The organism is Asticcacaulis solisilvae (assembly GCF_052327315.1).
Classification (GTDB): domain Bacteria; phylum Pseudomonadota; class Alphaproteobacteria; order Caulobacterales; family Caulobacteraceae; genus Asticcacaulis; species Asticcacaulis solisilvae_B.
This window is the reverse complement of sequence record NZ_CP166196.1, coordinates 2,828,354-2,850,739: the sequence shown is the minus strand read 5'-3', so window position 1 is coordinate 2,850,739 and position 22,386 is coordinate 2,828,354. Positions and strand designations below refer to the sequence as shown.

The following is a 22,386-nucleotide window of genomic DNA, read 5'->3' as shown; positions in this document are numbered from 1 at the left end:
TTCAGGTGCTGAGTCCTAAGGTCCATTCACCGCATGAGAAGCGGATTTCGAAAGGTCCAAGCCATGAAAAAGCAAATCCTGATCACCCTGTCCCTGGCCGCCGCCCTGACGTCGGCCGCTGTCGCCGGTTCGGCCTCCGCCATGACGCACTGGCAAGGCGAACATCCGCGCCGCGTCGAGGTCAATGCGCGCCTTGCGTACCAGCATCACCGCATCGCCGAGCAACGCCGCGAAGGCGAACTGACCCGCCGCCAGGCGCATGAAATCCGCGCGGAAGAGCACGGCATCCGCGCCGAGGAACGCTTCGATGCCGCCAGGCATCACGGCCACCTGACGCGCGCCGAACAGCATCGCCTGAACCATCAGGAAAACCGGGTCAGCCGCCAAATCGGCCGCTAGGTTTCCGGCTGCGAGACCGATCGGAAGGCCCGCGAACACTGTTCGCGGGCTTTGCCGTTTACAAAACGCCAATTGTGATGTTGGTTAACGATGTAACGTTATTTCATCGGAGCCATCCGGCATGCTGAAGCGCGCGCTTGTCCTGACCTCGTCCCTTTTTGCGCTGGTGGCCGTCCAGGCCGTGGCCCAGGACGCCCCGAAGCCGGCCCCCATGCCGCCGGCCGTTCCTGCGGCCCGCGACATCGACTATCCCGGCGTCATGACGGTCGCGGTCGACGCCACCGACATCCAGCGCCGCATCTTCCGCATCCACGAAACCATCCCGGTAAAACCGGGCGAACTGGTCCTGCTGGCGCCGAAATGGCTGCCGGGCGACCATGAGCCGGACGGCGAGGTCGTCAAGATGGCCGGTTTCACCTTCGCCGGCAATGGCAGCCCCATTGCCTGGACGCGCGACACGGTCGAGGTCAATGCCTTCCATTTGACGGTTCCCGCCGGCGTCACCGAGATCACCGCCGACTTCCAGTACCTGGCGCCGGTGACCGGCGATGTTGGTCGCGTCGTGGTGACGCCCGACATGCTGAACCTGCAATGGACGTTCGCCACGCTCTATCCGGCCGGCTATTATGTCAGCCGCATTCCGGTGACGGCCAGCGTCAGGCTTCCGGCGGGCTGGAGCCAGGGTTCGGGCCTGGATGTCGCGGCGACCTCGGCCGACAACGTGGTCAGCTTCAAACAGGTCAGCTTCGAGACCCTGATCGATTCGCCTTTGTTCGCCGGCAGGAATTTCAAGCGCATCGACCTCGATCCGGGCGCGGCGGTGCCGGTGCATCTCGATATCGTCGCCGACAAGGCGTCGAGCCTGGAGGTGCCGGAAGACGTCGTGGCCATCCACCGCAAGCTGGTGCAGCAGGCCTACAAGCTTTATGGCGCGCACCACTACGACCACTACGACTTCCTGGTGGCGGCGACCGACTCTCTCGGCGGCATCGGGCTTGAGCACCACCGCAGCTCGGAAAACAGCGTCGAGACCAACTATTTCACCGAATGGAAGACGGCCTTTGTCGGCCGCGACCTGCTGGCGCATGAGTTCACCCATTCGTGGAACGGCAAGTTCCGCCGGCCCTACGACCTGTGGACGCCGGATTACCAGATGCCCATGCGCGACTCGCTGCTGTGGGTCTACGAAGGCCAGACCGAATACTGGGGCAATGTGCTGGCGGCGCGCTCCGGCCTGTTCGACAAGGACCAGTATCTCGGCCGCCTGGCCGTGCTGGCCGGCTATTACGACAACCTGGCGGCGCGCCAGTGGCGCGACCTTCAGGACACGACCAACGATCCGATCATCGCCCAGCGCGCGGCGCAGTCGTGGCCGAACTGGCAGGCGTCCGAGGAATATTACGACCAGGGCGCCTTCATCTGGCTCGACGCCGATACGCTGATCCGCCAGAAGACAGGCGGAAGCAAGTCGCTCGACGATTTCGCCAAGGCCTTCTTCGGCGTGAAGAATGGCGATTGGGGTACGGTCACCTATACGTTCGACGATGTCGTCAGGACGCTGAACGCCATCTATCCCTACGACTGGAAAACCTTCCTGGAAACGCGCCTGAAGGACCATGGGCAGAAGCCGCCTTTCGACGGCATCACCCGCGCCGGCTACAAGCTGGTCTATACCGATACGCCGAACGACTATTTCAAAGGCCGCGAAACCCTGCGGAAATTCACCGACTTCAGCTATTCGCTGGGCTTTGCCGTCGGCAAGGACGGCAATCTGCGCAACGTCCTGTGGGACAGCCTGGCCTTCAAGGCCGGCCTGACCATCGGTACGACGATCGTGGCGGTCAACGGCGACGAATACGATGCCGACAGCCTCAAGGACGCGATCAAGGCGGCCAAGGGCACAAAGGCGCCGATCGAACTGCTGGTCAAGAAGGACGGCCATTTCCGCACGGTCAGCTTCGATTACCACGGCGGGCTGCGCTATCCCAACCTGGTGCGCATCGACGGCACGCCCGACCTGTGGGCGGATATCCTGGCGGAGAAGAAATAGAGATTAGCGCCGGATAACGACCAGGCTGGCCATCAGCGCCGGCGCGCTGGCCAGCCACGCCTGTGCCAGCGGCGACCTATAGGCGTCCTGCGCGTCGGCCAGGTGCCATATGCCAAGCCCGTAGACGGTCGCAAAGGCCAAAGCGGCGACTGCGAGGCGTTTGGCGACAAGGGCAGAACGCAGGGCGGCCGGTGACCGGCCGCTGTGCGCGCCATTGATGATCTTCAGGAAGAGCGTGTCTGTTAGCCAAGCAGTGGCCGTCAATCCAGTCGCCACCGGCAGGACGACCGGCCACCAGGTGTCGACAAGCAGTGTCCTTTCCAACGGATGGAAGGTGTGGCGCCAGTAGAGGCCGAAGAGAACCATGAATATCGTGGCGCCGACCATAAATACGGCCGGCGTCGAGGGGGCTGCCGGTTTCGGCGGGCGCACCTGGAACTGAACGTCCGTCGCGCCGCGATTATAGTAATCTTTGAATGCAAAATGATAGACGAGGCCGCCGACGATAAGGGCAACGACGCTTGCCGGCAGTCCCAGATCCTTCCACGGCGGGGAGGTTACCTCCACGTAGAAAAAATAGCCGAACGCCGCAGCCATCGCCAGCAAGGCCAGGGATGTCAGGCCGTGTATAATCGCGCGCTTCATAATCTTCCCCCTCGATATTTCCAATCAGGCTGACACGTTTGGGCAGCCTGTCAAGTGTGCGGCATTTGGCGCTTCCTTTCGCGCATGAAGAATGCTTCAACCGTGAAAACGAAGGGGAAGGACGTTATGAAAAAGATCATCATGCCTCTGCTGGCGACGCTGGCCCTGGCCGCTGCGTCGGCTACCGCCGCACCGATCCGCGTTGAAGGCGGCCTGATCAACGGCGCCGAAAAGGACGGGGTGAAGACCTGGTTCGGCGTGCCCTATGCCGCGCCGCCGGTGGGGCAGAACCGCTGGCGCGCGCCGCAGCCCGTCGTCGCCTGGGCGGGTGTGAAGGACACGACAGCGTTCTCGCCTGCCTGCCGCCAGACGGCGACCTGGATCCCCAAGCCGCAGAGCGAAGACTGCCTCTATCTCAACATATGGGCGCCGAAAGCGGCGAAGGGCCAAAGGCTGCCGGTCATGGTGTGGATCCATGGCGGCGGCTATTACGGCGGCACGGGCTCGCAAGCCGGTTATGATGGCGCAAGCCTGACGCGCCGGGGCGTCATCGTCGTGACGATCAATTACCGCCTCGGCATCTTCGGGTTCTTCTCGCATCCCGAGCTGGCCGCCGAAGGCAAGGTGGACGGCAACCAGGGCCTGCTTGACCAGGTCTCGGCGTTGAAATGGGTGAAGAAGAATATCGCGGCCTTTGGCGGCGATCCCTCCCGCGTCACCATTTTCGGCGAATCCGCCGGTGGGGAATCGGTCGCCGTATTGACGACATCGCCGCTGGCCCGCGGCCTTTTCCAGCGCGCCATCGCCGAAAGCGGCAACATGGCCATGCCGATCGACGCCCGCGAATACCATTGGTTCGACAGGGCGAAGGCCGAAGCCGACGGACTGGCGGCGGGCAAGGCGCTGGGCGCGCCGCATCTGGCCGACCTGCGCAAGCTCGATACCGAAACGGTCATCGCGCAGGCCTGGTCGCCGCGTCCGGTGGTCGACAACTATCTGATCCCGGCCGACATGACGGCGGCCTATGGCAAGGGGCTGCCGGCCCGTGTGCCGCTATTGGTCGGCTGGAATGCCGACGAGGGCAAGGACCTGGCGCCGGAAATCCTCGGCACCAGCGATTTTACCCTGGCGCGCTATCCCGCGCTGGTCGAAACCCTGCTGGGGCACACGCCGCTGCCAGGTCTGCTCGATGCCTATCCGGCGAAGAGCGACACCGAGGCGAAGGCTGAGGTCAACCGCCTGACGACCGACTACTGGGGCTGGCGGATGTGGCAGTGGGCGAAGCTTCATCGCGCGTCGAAAAGCGGTCCCGCCTATGTCTACGAATTCGTACATGTGCCGGCCGAACCGGCTACGCCGTGCGGCTATGGCTGCGGAGCAGGGCACGGCGCCGAAATCCAGTACGCCTTCGACCAGTTGGCGCAAGATCGGCGGCAGTGGACGGCGGACGATCGCCAACTGGCCGACCGCATGGCCACCTACTGGACAAACTTCGCCAAAACCGGCAATCCCAACGGCACGGGCGTGCCCGCATGGCCGGCTTTCGACGGTAAGGCGTCGGTGATCCGCCTGGGCAGCGACGCCGAGGTCAAGGCGGCGCCGGCCCTGCCGGATTATCATCTGATCGATGCACAGCCCTGACCGTTGACACCGGCGTCCGCTCCGGCAACAAGTATGGTGTGTAACCATTTCGGGGGCGCCTCCAGTGAAAATCCGTTCTATGCTCGGCCTTGCTGTGATGGCTCTGTCGTTTGCCGCGTCGGCCCATGCGGAAGACCCGTGGATCGTCCGGCCGGAATGGGTGGCGGCGCATGAAGCCTTCCTGGCGTCCGATGCCCTGAACGGCCGCGGCAGCGCGACGCGCGACGAAGCCATTGCCGCGTCTTACGTCGCCTCGCAGTTCCAGGGCTACGGGCTGAAGACCGCGCCGGGCATGACCGGCTATCTGCAGTCCGCCGTCATCGTGCGGCCGCGTCTGGACGGGCCGGTCAACCTGACGGCCGGCACGGCCACGACAACGGACGGGTTGACGCTGCTGACCTCGTCGGGGCAAGCGACGGCGGGTGCACTGACCGTCTTTACCGGTGACGACCCCAAGACCCTGCCGTCGACCGATGTCGTGCTGCTGGCGCCGTCGAGCCAGGCGGCGCTGACCGGCTATATGCGCGCGGCGCCGGGCAAAAACATCAAGCTGCTGATCGTGCGCGAAAGCGAGGAGGCCAAAAAGATCTGGGGCGTCTTCGGCAACAAGACCTCGATGACGCCGCATCTCGACGGTGACGCACCGGAGCGCCCGCGCATCAATATCGTCGTGCTGTCCGCTGCCGTCTTTGATGCGCTGAAGGCGCAGCCGGGCGTCAATGTCGCGCTTAATCTGCCGCCGGTCGTTGAGGATCGCAGCACCACGACCAATGCCATCGGCTTCTTGCCGGGCAGCGACCCCAAGGCCGGGGTCATCCTATATACGGCGCACCTCGATCATTTGGGCGTGCGTCCCGACGGCGTCATCATGCACGGGGCGAATGACGACGCGTCGGGCACGACGGCGGTGCTGGAAATCGCCCATGCCCTGGCGACCGGTCACACGCCGCGCCGTTCGATCCTGTTCGTCGCTTACGGTTCCGAGGAGATCGGCGAGTTCGGCTCGAACTATTTCGGCAAGCACCCGCCGGTGCCGCTGACCGATATCGTCGCCAATATCGAGTTCGAGATGATCGGCGCCCAGGATCCGAAGCTGCCGCAGAATACGCTGATGATGACGGGGTTCGAGCGCTCGGACCTCGGCGAGGCGCTGAAGGCGCACGGCGCCCTGGTGACCGGCGATCCCTATCCGGACGAGCACTTCTTCGAGCGCTCGGACAATTATCAGCTGGCGTTACAGGGCATTGTTGCGCACACCGTATCGGGCTGGGCGACAACGCCGACCTATCACAGTCCGACTGACGATCTTGCGCACCTGAACCTGCCGTTCATGAAGGCGGCCATTCAGTCGCTGATCGGCCCGGCCAAATGGCTGGCCGACAGCGACTTTACGCCGCAATGGAAGCCCGGCGGCAAGCCCGTCAGGTGATTTCGGCCATGTGCATCGTCGACAGGCCCGCTTCGAAGGCCTTAACCGTCATGGGTTTGGCCGGCGTAAAGCGGACGATGACCGGCTCACCCGGCAGGACGTCGAAATAGTTGTCGCTGAAGCGGCCCTCGGCGTCGTGGCTGAGACAAAGATTCTTGACCAGCGTCGCCGAGGTCAGGCCGATGGCGATGTCGCCGCCGACCGCCTTGACCGTCGTCTTGAGGGCGGGGTTCGGCAGCTTCACGTCCTTGATGGGCGCGAAATAGACGATGTTGCTGTTGAGCAGCGTGCCGCCGATGGTGGGCTTTCCGCGCACGGCCGACAGGGCCGGCACCTTGCCGCGCGTCAGGTCGTAAAGCTGGACCGATAACAGGACATCCGTCGGCGCCGCGCCGTTCAGGATATCCTTTACGGTCCCGCCATAGACCACGGCGCTGCTATTGGCCTTAAGGTCGATATGCTGGCTGTTCAGCGAGCGGATATTGCCGTTGAAATCCATGACGCGCAGCACCAGCAAGGCGCGGCGGTCGTCGAGCAGGTCGCTGATCGCGGTGATGGTCAGCTTGTCGCCATCGATGACCGGCGAGACCAGCACGGCATCGAAGGCCTTGACCGCGAAATATTGCTGCGCCTTCCAGCGGCCGTAATAGTCGATGCTGGACCACGAGGCGACCGGCCAGCAGTCGTTGATCTGCCAGAACAGCGAGCCCATGCAATAGGGCATGCGCGCGCGGTGCGCCTCCATGGCGACCTTGATGCCCTCGGCCTGCAGGACCTGGCCGACATAGAGGAACTGGCGGAAGTCGGCCGGCACCTTATAGTCGCGCTGCATGTAGTTCTTGATCGTGCCGTTGCCGATCGACGAGCGCTGGTGCGCCTTCATGACCTCGGAAAAGATGTCGTAGTCCTGCGGCTCGGCATAAGCCTTGACCGTCCTGAATTCCGGGAAGGACTGGAAGCCGTACTCGCTCATGAAACGGCCGATGTGCGTGCGGTATTCGGCGAAGGGCTTCTGGCCCCACCACACGTCCCAGTAATGGATATCGCCCGACTGCGTCGGCGTATTCAGGTCGGCATGCTTGACGTTGGTGCCGTCCCAATCCGCCAGGGGCGATGACGGGCGGTAGGTCCGTTGCGGGTCGTATTGCGCGATCGTCTCGGGCAGGATCTTGTGGAAGATGGCTTCGTAACCGCGCCACAGCTGGGCTCGCTGGGCCTCGGTGTAATTCTGCTTCCAGCCCCAGCCGCCGTTCGGTACGTCGTTTTCCCAGGCGGAATCGATCTCGTTATTGCCGATCCAGATGGCGATCGAAGCGTGGTGGCGCAGGCGCTTGACGTTGTAGACGGCTTCGGCCCGCACATTGTCGAGGAAGGCCTGGTCGTCGGGATACATCGAGCAGGCAAACATGAAGTCGTGCCAGATCAGTATGCCGTTTCTGTCGCACTGGTCGTAGAAGTAGTCGTCTTCGTAGACGCCGCCGCCCCATACGCGCAGCATGTTCATATGCGTGTCGACGGCCGATTTAACGACGCGGTCATAGACGGCCGGTGTCACGCGCGTCAGGAAGTTGTCGTTGGGGATGTAATTGGCGCCCTTCATGAAGACGGGAACGCCGTTGAGCTCGACATAGAAGCTCTTGCCGTCAGCGTCGGGCTTTTGCACGATCTTCAGCGTGCGCAGGCCGGTCCTGACGGTGCGGCTGTCGCTGGTGCCGGCGGTGACCAGTTGGCCCTTCAGCGTATAGAGGAAGGCGTCGCCGAGGCCGTTCGACCACCACAGTTTCGGTTTGTTGACCGTGACGCTGACGCTGGCCGTGTTGAGGCCGGGCTTGAGATCGACCGTCGCCTGGCCCTTGATCGACGCGTCGGTCGGGCTTTGCAGGTGGATCGTTGCCTGGCCTGCCGCATCGGCCTGGATTTCGAAGACGGCAGTCAGGTGCGCCACGTCCTTCGACACGCTGTCCTGAACGATATTGAGGTCGCTGATGCGTGCTGCGTTCCACGCGCGCAGCGTCACCGGGCGCCACAGGCCCGAGGTGACAAACCGCGGGCCCCAGTCCCAGCCGTAGTGGTAACCGGCCTTGCGCGTAAAGACGCTGACCTTCTTGTCGCCAAGTCCGCCGTTTTCGCTCTGGTCGTTGCTGGCCGGCGGAATGAAGCCGAAGGCGTCGAGCGCCTTGAGGCCCAGCGCGATCGGCGAATGGAAATAGACGCGGAGCGCGTTGGCGCCCGGCTTGGCATGGGCCTTGATATCGGCGGTCCATTCGCGGAACATGTTATCGGCGGACAAAACCTTGACGTCGTTGAGATAAACGTCGGCATAGGTATCGAGGCCGGCAAAGACCAGTTCGACATGGTCGCGCTTCAGAGTCGCCGCGTCGATCGTGACGGTGGTGCGGTATTCCCAATCCTTCTTGTCGATCCATTGCTGGTCGCGCTCATTGGTGCGGTAGAAGGGATCGGCGATCTTTTTATTGGCCAGCAGGTCGGTATGGACGGTTCCCGGCACGGTGGCTGCCAGCCAGTCGTTCGTGTCGGCCTGGCGGAACTGCCACGGCGCGGTAAGCGGACGTTCGAAGGGACCGTTGCCGGCGGCCGGCTTGCGGGCGGTCTTGCCTTGTGCCTCAAGGGTCGGGGCCAGCGTCAGGGCCAGGCCCAGGCCTGCGCCGGATGCCTTGAGCAAGGTACGCTTGTCGAAACGGGCCATGGTCGTCCTCTCCATCTGTTACCGGCCGTCCATATCAGGGCGACTCGTATTTATTATTTCGTTTTTAATAAATAGCTTCGTAACCGATTGCAAGCGTCCGTAGCGGGGCGTCAGAGCTCCTTGACGCTCGGCTCCGATGGCATCGGCTTGAAGCCGAAGCGGCCGGCCACGGCGGCGATCACCGTCGTAAAAATAATGGACGGCAGGACGCCGAAGTGCTGGCCGACCCACACCGAAGAGAAGCTGAGCAGCGGTGGCATCAACAGCAGACGGAAGAAGACCAGCCAGCGGAAGCCCAGGCCGATACGCGAATCGATGTGACGCGCGATCAGGGCGAGATAGGCCCACAACAGCGCCATGATCGTGCCGGCGATCGAGATCAGGCCGATATAGGCCTGCACAGCGACAGGCTGCGTGACATGCTCGAGCAGCATGGCGTTGGCGAAGGGCATCAGCGAAATCGCCAGCAGGAAGGCCAAGTTGAGCAGCGAGGCGGGCTCGCTGAACTTCTGCACGTGGCGGAAGATGAAGCGGTGCGCGGTCCAGAAGCAGGCCAGGGCCGAGAAGCTGATGACGTAGCAGATTACCCGCCCAAACAGCGTATGCAGTAGCGAGCCCCATGATCCGTCCCAGCCTTCGGGTGGATGCAGTTCGATGACGAGAATGGTGATGGCGATGGCGAAGACGCCGTCGGAAAAGAAGATCAGCCGCTCCAGGTCGTAGGTCTTTTCCGGCGTGTCGTGCGTTTTCATCAGCCCCTCCAGTCGGGACTGTAATCTGTCGCAGGCTGTCTTTATGTCAAGCTTGAGTTGGGCGCGGGCGCGGCCTAAAACGCGGCTTATGATCCGTCTCTTTCTTCCCGACAGCCCCGACCTTGCCAAAGGCGTTTCCATTGTCCTGCCGCCCGATCCGTCGCGGTACCTGGGGGCCGTGATGCGCAAGGGACCGGGCGACGAAATCCTCGTGTTCAATGGCCGCGACGGCGAATGGCTGGCGCGCATCGACGCCGTGGGCAAGAAGAGCGTGACCCTGATCGCCGACCGCCGGACGCGTCCGCAGCCGCAAGGGCAGGGGCCGGTCCTGCTGGTGGCGCTGATCAAGCGCGCGCGGCTGGCGACCATCGTCGAGAAGGCGACCGAATTAGGCGCCAGCAAGGTCCAACTGCTGATCACGCACCGGTCCAATTCCGACCACACCAATGTCGAGCGCCTGACCCTGATCGCGCGCGAGGCCGCCGAGCAGACCGAGCGGCTGGACGTTCCGGAAATCCTGGCCCCGGTGAAGCTCGACCGTCTGCTCGACGGCCTGGACTATTCGGCGGTGTTTTTCGGCGACGAGGATTCGACGCATGAGGATGACAAGGCCACGCTGTCGATGCTGAAGGCCGTCGAAGGTTCTGATCCCGATCGAGCCGCTATCCTGATCGGCCCGGAAGGCGGGTTTGATGATGACGAGCGCCAACGCCTGCGGGCCCTGCCGAATGTTCATCCGGTGAATCTGGGCCCGCGTATCCTGCGCGCCGATACGGCGGCCATTTCCGCCCTGACGCTTTTCCAGGCCGCGGCTGGCGACTGGACGTAAGGGACCACAGATTACACAGATTATTCCGAGGCTTACGGGCCACGCCAAAGTCGGGAAGGATTGCGCGAAGCGCATTTCCTTTGCCTACGCTCAGGAACCCGGCAAGGCGCTGAATAATCTGTGAAATCTGTGTAATCTGTGGATTTTCTTCACTTAAATCGGACAACCGGCGCAAAAGGTCCGCCAATTTAGCAAAGCTGACTTGTACGTCAGCCGCAGGCGGCCCATATAGGCCCGGCTTGGCTACACAGTAACAGGAACGGAGACAGATGGCTTACAATACCGATGCAGAGCCGCTCCGGTCCTTTTCCGAGCTCGTCGGCTATTTCGAAGCCGGCTGCAAGCCGCGCGAACGCTGGCGCATCGGCGCCGAGCATGAAAAGTTCGTCTTCCATACCGACACCCTTCGCCGCCCGCAGTACGCCGGCCCCGACGGCATCCAGGCCATGCTGAAGGGCCTGATGCGTTTCGGCTGGGACGGCGTCTATGAAAACGACACCCTGATCGCCCTGACGCGCAAGGGCGCGTCGGTTTCGCTGGAGCCGGGCGGGCAGTTCGAACTGTCGGGCGCGCCGCTTCTGACCATCCACGATATCTGCGAGGAAACGGGCCAGCACCTTGAAGAGGTCAAGGCGGTCGCCTCGGAAATCGGCCTCGGCTTCCTCGGCGTCGGCTTTTCGCCGCTGTGGACGCGCGAAGAGACGCCGATCATGCCCAAGGGCCGCTACAATATCATGCGCGCCTATATGCCGAAGGTCGGTGGACTGGGCCTCGACATGATGCTCAGGACCTGCACGGTCCAGGCCAATCTCGACTACGAGTCGGAGGCCGACATGGTGCTGAAGTTCCGCACGTCGCTGGCCCTTCAGCCGATCGCCACGGCCCTGTTCGCCAATTCGCCCTTTACCGAAGGCAAGCCCAACGGCTTTCTGTCGGCGCGCGCCAATGTGTGGACCGACACAGACGCCGACCGCACCGGCATGCTCGATTTCGTCTTCGAGGACGGTTTCGGCTTCGAGCGCTACGCCCGTTATGCGCTGGACGTCCCCATGTACTTCGTCCACCGCGATATCCCGGAAAACGGCGGCTACATCGACGCTTCGGGCCAGGATTTCAAAGCCTATATGAAGGGCGAACTGCCTGCCATGCCGGGCCAGTATCCGACCATGGACGACTGGGCCGACCACCTGACGACCCTGTTCCCTGAGGTGCGCCTTAAAAAGTACCTGGAAATGCGCGGCGCCGACGCCGGTCCGTGGAGCCGCCTGTGCGCGCTGCCGGCCTTGTGGGCGGGCCTGCTCTACGACCAGCCGTCGCTGGAAGCGGCGTGGGAGCTGGTCAAGGGCTGGACGTCCGATGACCATAACGCGCTCCGCGGTATGGCGGCGAAAACCGGCCTGAAGGGCGAGATCGCCGGCCGGCCGGTCAAGGAGTGGGCGGTCGACGTGCTGAATATCGCCAAACAGGGTCTGAAGAATCGCAACTACCTTTCGGGCGGTCTGGTCGATGAAACCGGCTATCTCGGCGAGTTGTTCGAGATCGCCGAGTCGGGGGTGACGCCCGCCGAACGCCTGCTCGACAAGTATCATGGACCGTGGCAGGGCGACCTGCGGCATCTGTACGAAGAAGAAGCCTACTAGGCTTCCACAGGTTTCGCGCGCAACAAAATCGGCGCGTGCGCTTGCATATTATACGATTTGCTGATTGTCTCGGGAAAACGGCGGGTGCCACACAACGACCCGCGATCCTTTGCGAGACCAGCATGCTCAACCTCATCTTCATCGCCGGTATCGTTATCACCGTCCTGACGGGGATTCCCGTGGCCCTGCAGATGCGCAACCACCCCAGGGGGCTCGTTGTCTGCTTCTTCATGGAGATGTGGGAACGCTTTTCCTTCTACGGCATGCGCGGGCTGTTGATCTACTACCTGACCAAGCAGTTCCTGTTCACCGACGCCCAGGCCAGCGCACAATACGCGTCATACATGACGCTGATCTACCTGATCCCCCTGGTCGGTGGTCTGGTCGCCGACCGCTGGCTGGGCACGCGACGCGCCGCAATCTTCGGCGGCATCCTGCTGGTCGTCGGGCATTTCGGCATGGCCTTCGAAGGCAAGCCCGCCCAACAAGTCCTGACCTATCAGGGCCATACCTACGAATTCGTCCGCAAGGGCATGGAAGAACCGAAGCTCGACGTCGGCGGGGGGCTCTATAGCTACCATGCCGGCGCCGACAAAAGCCTGACCATCGACAACCTGCCGGCCTCGGCACCTCTGCCCCGGACCCTCCCGGACGGTAGCTACAAACTGGATCGCAAGGTCGTGACCAACTGGGCCGAAAGCGCCTTCTTCCTGTCGGTCGCGCTGATCATCATGGGCGTCGGCTTCCTGAAGCCGAATGTGTCGACCATCGTCGGCCAGCTTTATCGCGACCGCGACCCGCGCCGCGATTCCGGCTTCCAGCTCTATTATTTCGGCATCAATCTCGGTTCTTTCTGGGCGGCCATCGTCTGCGGTTATCTCGGCGAAACCGTCGGCTGGTGGGCGGGTTTCGGCGCGGCGGGCATCGGCATGCTGCTGGGCCTGGCAGGCTTCCTGCTCGGCAAGTCGTGGCTGATGGGCAAGGGCGAGGCGCCCGATATCGAAGGCCTGAAGGCCAGGGTCGGCAATGTCGTCAGCAAGGAATGGCTGATCTACCTTCTGACCTTTGCCGGTGTGGCCGTCATCTATTTCCTGGTGCAGAAGAACGCCATCGTCTTCTACGTCCTGCTGGCCAGTTCGCTCGGCATGCTGGGTTATATCGTCTGGCACATGTTCACCAAATTCACCCGGGTCGAAAGCTTCCGAACGGCCCTGGCGCTGATCCTCAGCGTCGCCTCGATTGTCTTCTTTACGCTGGAAGAGCTGGCGGGGTCGGCCCTGTCCCTGTTCGCCGACCGCAATGTCGACCTCGACATCATTTCGGCGCCGGTGCGCTTCGACCTTCTGGGCCAGCACGTGCTCCTGGCGTCGCGTGAGCAACTGGCGGCGATGGGGGGGCAGGTGGGGCACGGGCTGTGGATCGACATGAGCTTTACCGCCGCGCAGACCCAGTCCATCAATACCGGCTGGATCCTGATCTTCGCGCCGATCTTTGCTGCGCTGTTTGCTTTCCTCGGCCGCCGCGGCGCCGATCCGGATCCGGTGAAGAAGTTCGCTTTCGGGATCGTTGCCACAGGGCTCGGCTTCCTGGTCCTCGTATGGGCCGCGCCGCTGCATAACGCCGCCTTCCAGCTGCCGCTGGTCTTCCTGGTGCTGAACTATATGCTGACGACGATCGGCGAAATGACCGTGTCGCCGGTCGGCCTGTCGCAGCAGACCAAGCTGTCGCCGGCCATGACCGTATCGACCATGATGGCCCTGTGGTTCGTCGGCACGGCCTGGGCGCAGTATTTCGGCGGCCTGATCACCGAGAAGATGAGTTCCCTGACCATCGGCGGCCACGTCGTCGATGCCGCCGAGGCGCTGCGCTCTTCGCTGTCGGTCTTCAACGCGATCGGCCTGGTGGTCATCGGCTTCGGCGCCGGCCTGTTCGTCCTGTCCTTCTTCGTCAAGGGCTGGGCGGGCGGTGTAAACGACACGGCCCCGGAAAACACCGGGGCCGGACAGAACGTCTAAAAATCCTTCTTCAGGCGCATTTCGATAATCGGCGGGATCTTGGACGTCGTGCTCTGAGTCAGTACGACCGGTGAGAGGTCGCGCAGCCCCTGATAGACCATGCGGTCCTGACTGAAATGCATGCCGAACGGGTTCTTCAGCATGACCTTGAAGGTCAGCTTCTTCGGCGTGACGTACTGGAACCAGACCTGCGTCCAGGGCGCGAAATAGGCGTCATCCAGCTCGTTGGCCAGGTAGTTGCGGTCCTTGCCGCTGCTCTGAATATCGAAGCCCCAGCTGGTGCCTGCCCGGGCGAACTCCTGGCTGAAACTGACCGTATAGATGTGCGGCTCGACGCCGGACACCCGGCGGTCCCGGCCGGTGATCGGGTCCTTGACACAGGTCTGGCGGTAGAGCCAGTCGATGCTGAGTGTGCCGTGCGGCACCCACAGCTTGTCGAGCGGCGTGTCGAGCTTCAGGTGGACGAAATCCCACTTGGAATTGCCGATATTGCCGTTGGCCGTATAGATCTGCGCGCCGTCGTTCACGGCGATGAAGTCCGACGTGTCCTCGTAATCGTAGTGTTCCAGCGCCAGGCTGACCGCGCCCTTGTCCCAGAAGGTGTGCTCGACGATGATCGTGTTCAGCCAGTCCTTCTGCGGCACCAGGGCGGTGTTGCCGAGCGTGACGTGGCTGGTCTGCAACTGCACCGACGAGGCGAAGCCGTTGAAGCTGAGCTGATCGACCTGGCGGATCGTCTTCCAGCTGATCTTGGTGGTGTCGGTCAGGGCATAGACCGCCTGGAAGCGCGGCTTGTAATAGGTGAACGAGTCCGAGCGGTGGGCCGCCGGCACCGCGATGGTCGAGGCCTCGATCTTGAGCTCGCCTTCGAAGCTCAGTTTGCGGGTGGCCTTCCAGTTGGCGGAGACGAAGGATTCCGTGCGATTTTCCTCGACGCGGACCGTGTCGGTCGGCACGTTGAGCGGGCTTGAGCTGGTGATGAAGGTCGAGGCGCGGTCCAGGCTGTTGAACACGCTTTCCGAACCGATGTTGAAGGTCAGGCCGTCGCGCTTTTCCCACGACAGGCGGCCGTTGAGGATGTGCTCGCTGGTCTGGTTCAGGGCGCGGTAGTCGGCCGTGCCGCCGGCGTCGCTGTAGACGTCGATATCGTGGACGCGTTCATGGCGGTTCAGCACATTGAGGTTGAGGTCGAGCCCGTGGCCCAGCTTGCGCTCGTACTGGCCGCCCAGTTCACTCGGTGTGTCCTTTTCGGTGAAGTGCTCGACGCCCTTGCCGGTGTGATCGACATAGGCCGTCGCCTGTTCGTAGACCGAAGGATTGTAGGTGCCGTTGACGGTGACCTTGCCGCCCCACAGCGGCCGGGAATGCGACGCCTGGCTTTCCATGCCCGCGCCGCCGGCGTGCTGATAGATTTTCATCAGGCTGGTGCCGGCTGCGTCGGTCGAATACCGGCGGCCATTGTTGGCGCCGTTGTCGAAGAAGTCGAAGACGTCGGCGGTGATGTCGGTCGTCCTGCCGGCATGATTGCTGTTGAAGGTGGCCAGCAGCACGCCGGCATTGGTCCGCCCGTCCATGTTGCGATAGATGCCGAGCAGCGAAAAGGCCGGCTTGGCGTCGGTCTTGCGGATGACGTTGACGATCTGGCGGTGACCGTGCATGTCGATGCCCGGCGCACCGCCGGTGATCAGTTCCAGGTGGTCGACCTGCGACGAATTGATGTTGGACAGGGTGTTGCCGAGGTCGGCCTTGGTCGTCGGGCGCTGACCGTCGATCAGGACGTTGCCGGCCGTGCCGGAAAAGCCGCGGGCGCTGTCGCCGCCGATGAAGACGAAGCCGGGAACATGCAGCACCATGTCGAAGGCTGTCGACACCTGGTATTGTCTGAAGAAGTCGGTTTCGTAGCGCACCACGCTGCCGGCGGCCTGTCCGGCGGGCGGGGCGTCCTCGGCCCGGACGGTGGCGGGCAGGGTGGCAAGGCTTGTCAGGGCCGCGCAGGCCAGCAGGGCGGATTTCAGGGAAAAGGCGCGCATAGTTTACGTCTTGGGTCGGAGAGCTGGCGAGCGGCCCGGCGCCGTTCGCGAACCCAGCGATCCTGTTTCAGCCGCAATTATACAAGTTAAATGCCTGTAATCTGGTTACGGCGAAAATCGGTGGAATGCCGAATTTCGAGAAATTTTTACCTGAAATTTCAACGAAGTATAATTTTAAACTACGGCTATCTTCGTAGATTTTGCGCCACAATCATGACAAAGATTTAATTGGAAAAGGGCCGGCGGCGTTACAATTCCGCCGACGGCCTGTCTTTTTCAGCTCAAGCGCCGCATGGCTCGCCGCAGTAGCGGCGGCGCGCAGTCGCGCTTGCCAACGGCGATTGAAATCGCCGTTGGAATCAGGCGCCCGTGCCGCCGACCGTCAGGCCGCGGATGCGCAAGGACGGCTGGCCGATGCCGACCGGCAGGGACTGGCCGGCCTTGCCGCAGGTGCCGACGCCGGGGTCGAATTTGAAGTCGTCGCCGACCATGTCGACCTGGCGCATGGCGCCCGGACCGTCGCCGATCAGGGTGGCGCCCTTGACAGGCGCGCCGATCCTGCCGTCCTCGATCAGATAGGCCTCGGTGCACTGGAAGACGAACTTGCCGTTGGTGATGTCGACCTGGCCGCCGCCGAAATTGACCGCATAGAGGCCCTTCTTCGTATTGGCGATCATGTCGTCGAGCCTGTCCTTGCCGCCGCGCATGAAGGTGTTGGTCATGCGGGGCAGGGGCTGATGCGCGTACGACTGGCGCCGGCCGTTGCCGGTGGCGCGGGCGTCCATCTGACGGGCGCTCAGCCGGTCGTGCATATAGCCGACCAGGATACCGTCCTCGATCAGCGTGGTGCACGAGGTCGCCGTGCCTTCGTCGTCGATATTAAGCGAGCCGCGCGCGTCGGGAATGGTGCCGTCGTCGACGATGGTCACGCCGCGCGCCGCCACCTGTGTACCCATCTTGCCCGAAAAGGCCGAGGTGCCCTTGCGATTGAAGTCGCCTTCCAGCCCGTGGCCGACCGCTTCGTGCAGCAGCACGCCCGGCCAGCCTGGTCCCAGAACGATATCCATTTCGCCGGCTGGCGCGGGGACGGCGTCGAGATTGACCAAAGCCTGCCTGATAGCTTCGTCGACCTGGGCCTGCCACTTGTCGGGCGAGGTGATGTCGAACAGGGATATGCGCCCGCCGCCGCCGGACGAGGCCGACTCGCGGTGACCGTTCTTTTCCAGCGACACGCCGATCGACAGCCGGACCAGCGGACGATAGTCGTGATAGACCTCGCCGTTGCCGCGCAGGATGGTGATGGCGCGCTTTTCCGCCGCCAGCGAGGCCGAGACCTGGACGACATTCGGGTCGCGGTCGCGGGCATAGGCGTCGATCGCCTGGAGCAGGGCGATCTTGTCGGCGAAATCCATTTCACTCAAGGGGTCGTGCGCCTGGTAATAGCGCTGGTTCGAGCGCACCGGATTATCGTGCTTCAGCGTCACGTCGACCGCCTTGCCCTGCTTGGCCAGTACGGCGGCCTCGGCGGCGCGGCGCACGGCGTCGACCGACAACTCGGCGCTGTTGGCGAAACCGATGGTCTCGCCGGCCACGACGCGGAAACCAAAGCCCTGGTCGGCGCCGTAGCCGGCCGACTTCAGGCGGCGGTCGTCATAGACCAGCGATTCGGTCTCGCGCTTTTCGATAAAGATTTCGCCGTCGTCCGCCCCCGTCAGCGCGTCGTCGAGCAGCCTTTGCGCCAGGCTCAGGTCGAAATCCCCGAAATCGGCGGCAGAGGTGGTCGGAATCGAATCGGCAGGGGGCATGGATATCTCGTGAACTGGCGGTAACGGGCTCTATTTAGGCACGCCGGAAGGGAATTGCCAGCAAAAGGCGATGCCTGTCCTTTCGGAGGCGCGCGGCTGCGGGCATGCGACAAATGCGCGCACAGCCGCCCGCGCCTTGCCGCGGGGGCCTTGGGATTTGGAGATAGCGCCGTTTTTGTCCTTTGCAATTCCTCGCGAACACATTATGGGATCGATATGATCGGGTAGGGGACCGTGTGTCCTCCGACAGGGCGCGGCTTGATCCGGAACGCGCTGTTTAATAAAAACGGTAACCCGCCGGCGCCTGGGGCAACGGTGGTCAGGAACACGAGGAATTGCGAATGGGCATGACGCGATTGGGCAGGTCTGCGCTATTGAGCTTCGCCGCGGGCGCGGCCACGCTGCTGGCCGGGGCCTCGGCCTTCGCCGAAGAAAAGCTGAACGTCGGTCAGCCGACCGACAAGGCTATGGGCTTCCAGCCTTCGGTGACGGAACTGGGCAACAAGGTCACCTGGTTCTACAACGACCTGCTGTTCCCCATCATCGTGGTCATCTCGCTGCTGGTCCTTGCGCTGCTGGTCTGGATCGCGGTGCGCTACAACCGCCGCGCCAATCCGAACCCCGCGCGCTTCTCGCACAACACCCTGATCGAGATCATCTGGACGGTCGTCCCGGTCATCGTTCTGGTCATCATCGCCTGCTTCTCGCTGCCGCTGCTCAAGCAGTTCAACGATATGCCGACCCCGGACGTGGTCGTGAAGGTCACCGGCAACCAGTGGTTCTGGACCTACGACTATCCGGAACTGGGCGTCTCCGACGTCGAATCGCGCCTGCTGCCGGAAGCGCAGGACATCAAGAAGTCCGAGGCCAAGGGCATTCCCTACCTGCTGGAAGTCGACAACAAGCTGGTCGTGCCGGTCAACCGCGTCGTCCACATCCAGACGACCGGCGCCGACGTCATCCACTCCTTCACCGTCCCCGCTTTCCGCATCAAGATGGACGCCGTGCCGGGCCGCCTGAACAACACCTGGTTCAAGGCCACCAAGACCGGCACCTATTACGGCCAGTGCTCGGAACTGTGCGGCAAGGACCACGCCTTCATGCCGATCGAAGTCCAGGTCGTCTCCGACGCCGAATTCGACGCCTACATCATCAAGCAGGGCGGCAAGACCAAGGCCATGCTGGCGGCAGACGCCGCCGCCTCGGCCCAGGCTTCGGCCGCTGCCCAGGCCTCCGCCGCCGCGACGGCATCGGCCGCCGCCAGCTCGGCCTCCGCGTCGTCCGCGTCGCCGGCTGCACCGGCAGCCGCGCCTGCCGCCAAAACCCCGCCGGCGAAGCCGGCCGCTGCTTCCGCCGCGTCGTCGCAGTAAGAACAAGACAGTACAGAGAGAGACACCAGACATGGCTTCCCCTGCCGCCACCTCTCACGGACATGACGACCACGCTCATGACCACAAGCCGAACTTCGCCCAGCGTTGGCTGTTCACAACCAACCACAAGGACATCGGCACCCTCTATCTGCTGTTCGCCATCATGGCGGGCCTGGTCGGCGGCGCCTTTTCGGGCCTGATCCGCTGGGAACTGGCCGAGCCGGGCCTCCAGGTCTTCGCCAAGGGGTCGCTGCTCGACCACATGGGCCTGTTCAACCTGCAGAACCCCGACAACGCCAAGCACGCCTACAACTCGGTCGTCACGGCCCACGCCGTCATCATGATCTTCTTCATGGTCATGCCGGCCATGATCGGCGGCTTCGGCAACTGGTTCGTGCCGATCATGATCGGTTCACCGGACATGGCCTTCCCGCGCCTCAACAACATCTCGTTCTGGCTGCTGGTCGCCTCGTGGATCCTGCTCTGCACCTCGATCTTTACCCAGTCCGGGCCCGGTGACGGGCAGAACGGCTTCGGGGGCGGCTGGACCATGTATCCGCCCATGTCGTCGCATACGGGCTCGCCCGGGCCGGCCATGGATCTTGTGATCCTCAGCTTCCACCTGGCCGGCGCCTCGTCGATCCTCGGCGCCATCAACTTCATCACCACCATCTTCAACATGCGCGCCCCGGGCATGACGCTGCACCGCATGCCGCTGTTCGCCTGGTCGGTGCTGGTCACCGCCTTCCTGCTGCTGCTGTCGTTGCCCGTCCTGGCCGGCGCCATCACCATGCTGCTGACCGACCGTAACTTCGGCACCAGCTTCTTCGATCCGACCGGCGGCGGGGACCCGATCATGTTCCAGCACCTGTTCTGGTTCTTCGGCCACCCGGAAGTGTACATCCTGATCCTGCCGGGCTTCGGCATCATCAGCCACATCGTCTCGACCTTCTCGAAGAAGCCCGTCTTCGGTTATCTGGCGATGGCCTACGCCATGGTCGCCATCGGCTTCGTCGGCTTCATCGTGTGGGCCCACCACATGTATACGGTCGGCATGAGCTTCGACCTGCGCGCCTACTTCGTCATGGCCACGATGGTCATCGCGGTGCCGACCGGCGTCAAGGTCTTCTCGTGGATCGCCACCATGTGGGGCGGCTCGGTGGAGTTCAAGGTGCCCATGCTGTGGGCCATCGGCTTCATCTTCCTGTTCACGGTCGGCGGCGTCACCGGCGTCGTCCTGTCGAACGCCCCGGTCGACTACAGCCTGCAGGACACCTATTACGTCGTCGCGCACTTCCACTACGTGCTGTCGCTGGGCGCCGTGTTCTCGATCTTCGCCGGTTTCTACTACTGGTTCGAGAAGATGTTCGGCGTGAAGTACAACGGCTTCCTCGGCGGCCTGCACTTCTGGATCATGTTCATCGGCGTGAACGTTATCTTCTTCCCGCAGCACTTCCTGGGCCTGCAAGGCATGCCGCGCCGCTATGTCGACTATCCGACGGGCTTCAGCTTCTGGAACAACATCTCGTCCTGGGGCTACGCTATTACCCTGGTCGGCGTCATCGTCTTCCTGATCATGTTCATCGAAGCGCTGATCGTGCGCCGCAAGGGTGAAGCCAATCCGTGGGGCGAGGGCGCCACGACGCTGGAATGGACCCTGTCGTCGCCGCCGCCGTATCACCAGTTCTCGGAACTGCCGATCATCACCGACGAAGATTCGCACCACTAAGCGAGACCTTCGTCGCCTAAACTCCGGGGGTGAAGATCGCACGGTCTTCACCCCCTCTGTCTTTGAGAAGTATTGTTTTGCCCATGGCCGCCGCCGACAAAAAGCCAAAGAAGCCGCTGCGTAACGATGCCGAACTGGTGTCGGACCTGGCGCGCGACTACGCGGCGACCGATCGCCGCGGCCTGCCGGGGGACTATTTCCAGCTGCTCAAGCCGCGCGTCATGTCGCTGGTGGTGTTCACGGCGCTGACCGGTCTGCTGATTGCCGAAAAGGGCGGGCAGGCGGCGCCTATGAACCCCTATCTCGCCTTTGTCGCCGTCCTGTGCATCGCGCTCGGCGCCGGTTCGGCCGGCGCGCTCAACATGGCGCTCGAAGGCAAGACCGACGCTTTGATGCGCCGCACGCGCCAGCGCCCGGTCGCGTCCGGCCGTGTCAGCCAGAACGACGCCATGACCTTCGGCGGCGTGCTGGCCTTCCTGTCGGTCATCACCATGGGGCTGGCGCTCGACGACTGGCTGGCGGCGGGCCTGCTGGCCCTGACCATCGTTTACTATGTCGTCTTCTACACCATGGTGCTCAAGCGCCGTACGCCGCAGAACATTGTCATCGGCGGTGCGGCCGGGGCCTTCCCGCCGGTCATCGGCTGGGCAGCGGCGACGGGGCAGGCCCCCTGGCAGGCCTGGGTGCTGTTCGCCATCATCTTTTTGTGGACGCCGCCGCACAGCTGGGCGCTGGCGCTGTACACCAGCGAAGACTACGCCAATGCCGGCATCCCGATGATGCCGGTCGCCAGGGGAGCGCGCCATACCCGCCTTCTGATCCTGCTCTACAGCCTGGTCATGGTGCCGGTGGCCTGCGTGCCGGCCGTGATCGGCCTGGGCGGTGTTTTCTATGGCCTCGTTTCCGTCTTCGGCGGCGCCTGGTTCCTTTATCTGGCCCTCCGCGTCTTTTTGTCGCGGGCCGGCGATCACCCCGAGGGTGGGGAACAGAGCCTTTACGATGTTAAGAAGGAAGCGCTGGCCGCGCGCAACCTGTTCGCCTTCTCCATTATGTATCTGACCGCGCTGTTCGCCACGCTGCTGATCGAACATGCCCTGAAAGGGTTCCACCTGTGACCGACGCCAGCCCCGATCCCGTTTCGGACCGCGACGCCTACCTGAAGGCGCAGAGGCAACGGAATCTGTTTATCGCGCTGGGCCTTCTGGGCTTCGTCGTCCTGGTCTTCTTCATCTCGATGACCCGGATGGCGGCCGGATTGAAGCACGACGCGCAGATGCGCCAGGATTACCGGTCCTCGGTCGCCGCCTCAGTCGATGCCTCGACCACCAAGGGTCAAAAATGATCC

At 63.2% G+C, this 22,386-nt stretch carries 16 protein-coding genes; 11 read left to right on the top strand and 5 right to left on the bottom strand.

Translation table 11 applies throughout. The features are described 5' to 3' along the window. The first annotated feature begins 63 nt into the window (after positions 1-63). A complete protein-coding gene (locus tag AB8717_RS13500) occupies positions 64-399 on the top strand; it encodes a hypothetical protein (protein WP_443747849.1) in 336 nt (111 codons plus the stop codon). A 121-nt stretch (positions 400-520) separates the two neighbouring features. Continuing rightward, positions 521-2,449, top strand: coding sequence for a M61 family metallopeptidase (locus AB8717_RS13495; protein ID WP_443747848.1), 1,929 nt, complete (start codon positions 521-523; stop codon positions 2,447-2,449). Positions 2,450-2,452: 3 nt separating this feature from the next. On the opposite strand, the gene AB8717_RS13490 is transcribed toward AB8717_RS13495, so the two are convergent. Beyond that, positions 2,453-3,094: a hypothetical protein gene (locus tag AB8717_RS13490; RefSeq protein ID WP_443747847.1), complete on the bottom strand. Its 642-nt coding sequence runs from the start codon at positions 3,092-3,094 to the stop codon at positions 2,453-2,455. A 126-nt stretch (positions 3,095-3,220) separates the two neighbouring features. On the opposite strand from AB8717_RS13490, the gene AB8717_RS13485 reads away from it, so the two are divergent. Both AB8717_RS13485 and AB8717_RS13480 read left to right on the top strand, forming a co-directional pair. Beyond that, the gene (locus tag AB8717_RS13485; protein WP_443747846.1) at positions 3,221-4,735 is read left to right on the top strand and encodes a carboxylesterase/lipase family protein; all 1,515 of its coding nucleotides are present in this window, start codon (positions 3,221-3,223) and stop codon (positions 4,733-4,735) included. Between the two features lie 64 nt (positions 4,736-4,799). Continuing rightward, a complete protein-coding gene (locus tag AB8717_RS13480; RefSeq protein WP_443747845.1) occupies positions 4,800-6,164 on the top strand; it encodes a M28 family metallopeptidase in 1,365 nt (454 codons plus the stop codon). Here AB8717_RS13480 and AB8717_RS13475 read toward each other — a convergent pair. Then, positions 6,157-8,871, bottom strand: coding sequence for a beta-mannosidase (locus tag AB8717_RS13475; RefSeq protein ID WP_443747844.1), 2,715 nt, complete (start codon positions 8,869-8,871; stop codon positions 6,157-6,159). The two genes, AB8717_RS13480 and AB8717_RS13475, sit on opposite strands and share 8 nt — an antisense overlap. A gap of 110 nt (positions 8,872-8,981) precedes the next feature. Then, positions 8,982-9,623: a TMEM175 family protein gene (locus tag AB8717_RS13470; protein WP_443747843.1), complete on the bottom strand. Its 642-nt coding sequence runs from the start codon at positions 9,621-9,623 to the stop codon at positions 8,982-8,984. A gap of 88 nt (positions 9,624-9,711) precedes the next feature. Between AB8717_RS13470 and AB8717_RS13465 the strand changes: the two genes are divergently transcribed. The 3 genes from AB8717_RS13465 to AB8717_RS13455 all read left to right on the top strand — a co-directional run bounded on the left by AB8717_RS13465 (position 9,712) and on the right by AB8717_RS13455 (position 14,107). Continuing rightward, positions 9,712-10,452: a 16S rRNA (uracil(1498)-N(3))-methyltransferase gene (locus AB8717_RS13465; RefSeq protein WP_443747842.1), complete on the top strand. Its 741-nt coding sequence runs from the start codon at positions 9,712-9,714 to the stop codon at positions 10,450-10,452. Positions 10,453-10,721: 269 nt separating this feature from the next. Then, positions 10,722-12,092, top strand: coding sequence for a glutamate--cysteine ligase (locus AB8717_RS13460; protein WP_443747841.1), 1,371 nt, complete (start codon positions 10,722-10,724; stop codon positions 12,090-12,092). A gap of 122 nt (positions 12,093-12,214) precedes the next feature. Then, on the top strand, positions 12,215-14,107 hold the full coding sequence (locus tag AB8717_RS13455; RefSeq protein ID WP_443747840.1) for a peptide MFS transporter: 1,893 nt from the start codon (positions 12,215-12,217) through the stop codon (positions 14,105-14,107). Here the strand turns inward: AB8717_RS13455 and AB8717_RS13450 are convergent. Both AB8717_RS13450 and tldD read right to left on the bottom strand, forming a co-directional pair. Then, on the bottom strand, positions 14,104-16,137 hold the full coding sequence (locus AB8717_RS13450) for a TonB-dependent receptor plug domain-containing protein (RefSeq protein WP_443747839.1): 2,034 nt from the start codon (positions 16,135-16,137) through the stop codon (positions 14,104-14,106). The genes AB8717_RS13455 and AB8717_RS13450 overlap by 4 nt on opposite strands. Before the next feature lie 359 nt (positions 16,138-16,496). Then, complete coding sequence (tldD, locus tag AB8717_RS13445; RefSeq protein WP_443747838.1) at positions 16,497-17,942, bottom strand: metalloprotease TldD; 1,446 nt, start codon at positions 17,940-17,942, stop codon at positions 16,497-16,499. Positions 17,943-18,289: 347 nt separating this feature from the next. Between tldD and coxB the strand changes: the two genes are divergently transcribed. The 4 genes from coxB to AB8717_RS13425 all read left to right on the top strand — a co-directional run bounded on the left by coxB (position 18,290) and on the right by AB8717_RS13425 (position 22,383). After that, positions 18,290-19,312, top strand: coding sequence for a cytochrome c oxidase subunit II (coxB, locus tag AB8717_RS13440; protein WP_443747837.1), 1,023 nt, complete (start codon positions 18,290-18,292; stop codon positions 19,310-19,312). A 31-nt stretch (positions 19,313-19,343) separates the two neighbouring features. Further along, the gene (ctaD, locus tag AB8717_RS13435) at positions 19,344-21,041 is read left to right on the top strand and encodes a cytochrome c oxidase subunit I (protein WP_443747836.1); all 1,698 of its coding nucleotides are present in this window, start codon (positions 19,344-19,346) and stop codon (positions 21,039-21,041) included. 83 nt (positions 21,042-21,124) lie between these two features. Beyond that, positions 21,125-22,156, top strand: coding sequence for a heme o synthase (locus AB8717_RS13430; protein WP_443747835.1), 1,032 nt, complete (start codon positions 21,125-21,127; stop codon positions 22,154-22,156). After that, complete coding sequence (locus AB8717_RS13425; protein ID WP_443747834.1) at positions 22,153-22,383, top strand: hypothetical protein; 231 nt, start codon at positions 22,153-22,155, stop codon at positions 22,381-22,383. Before AB8717_RS13430 ends, AB8717_RS13425 begins: the two co-directional genes overlap by 4 nt. Positions 22,384-22,386: the final 3 nt, after the last annotated feature.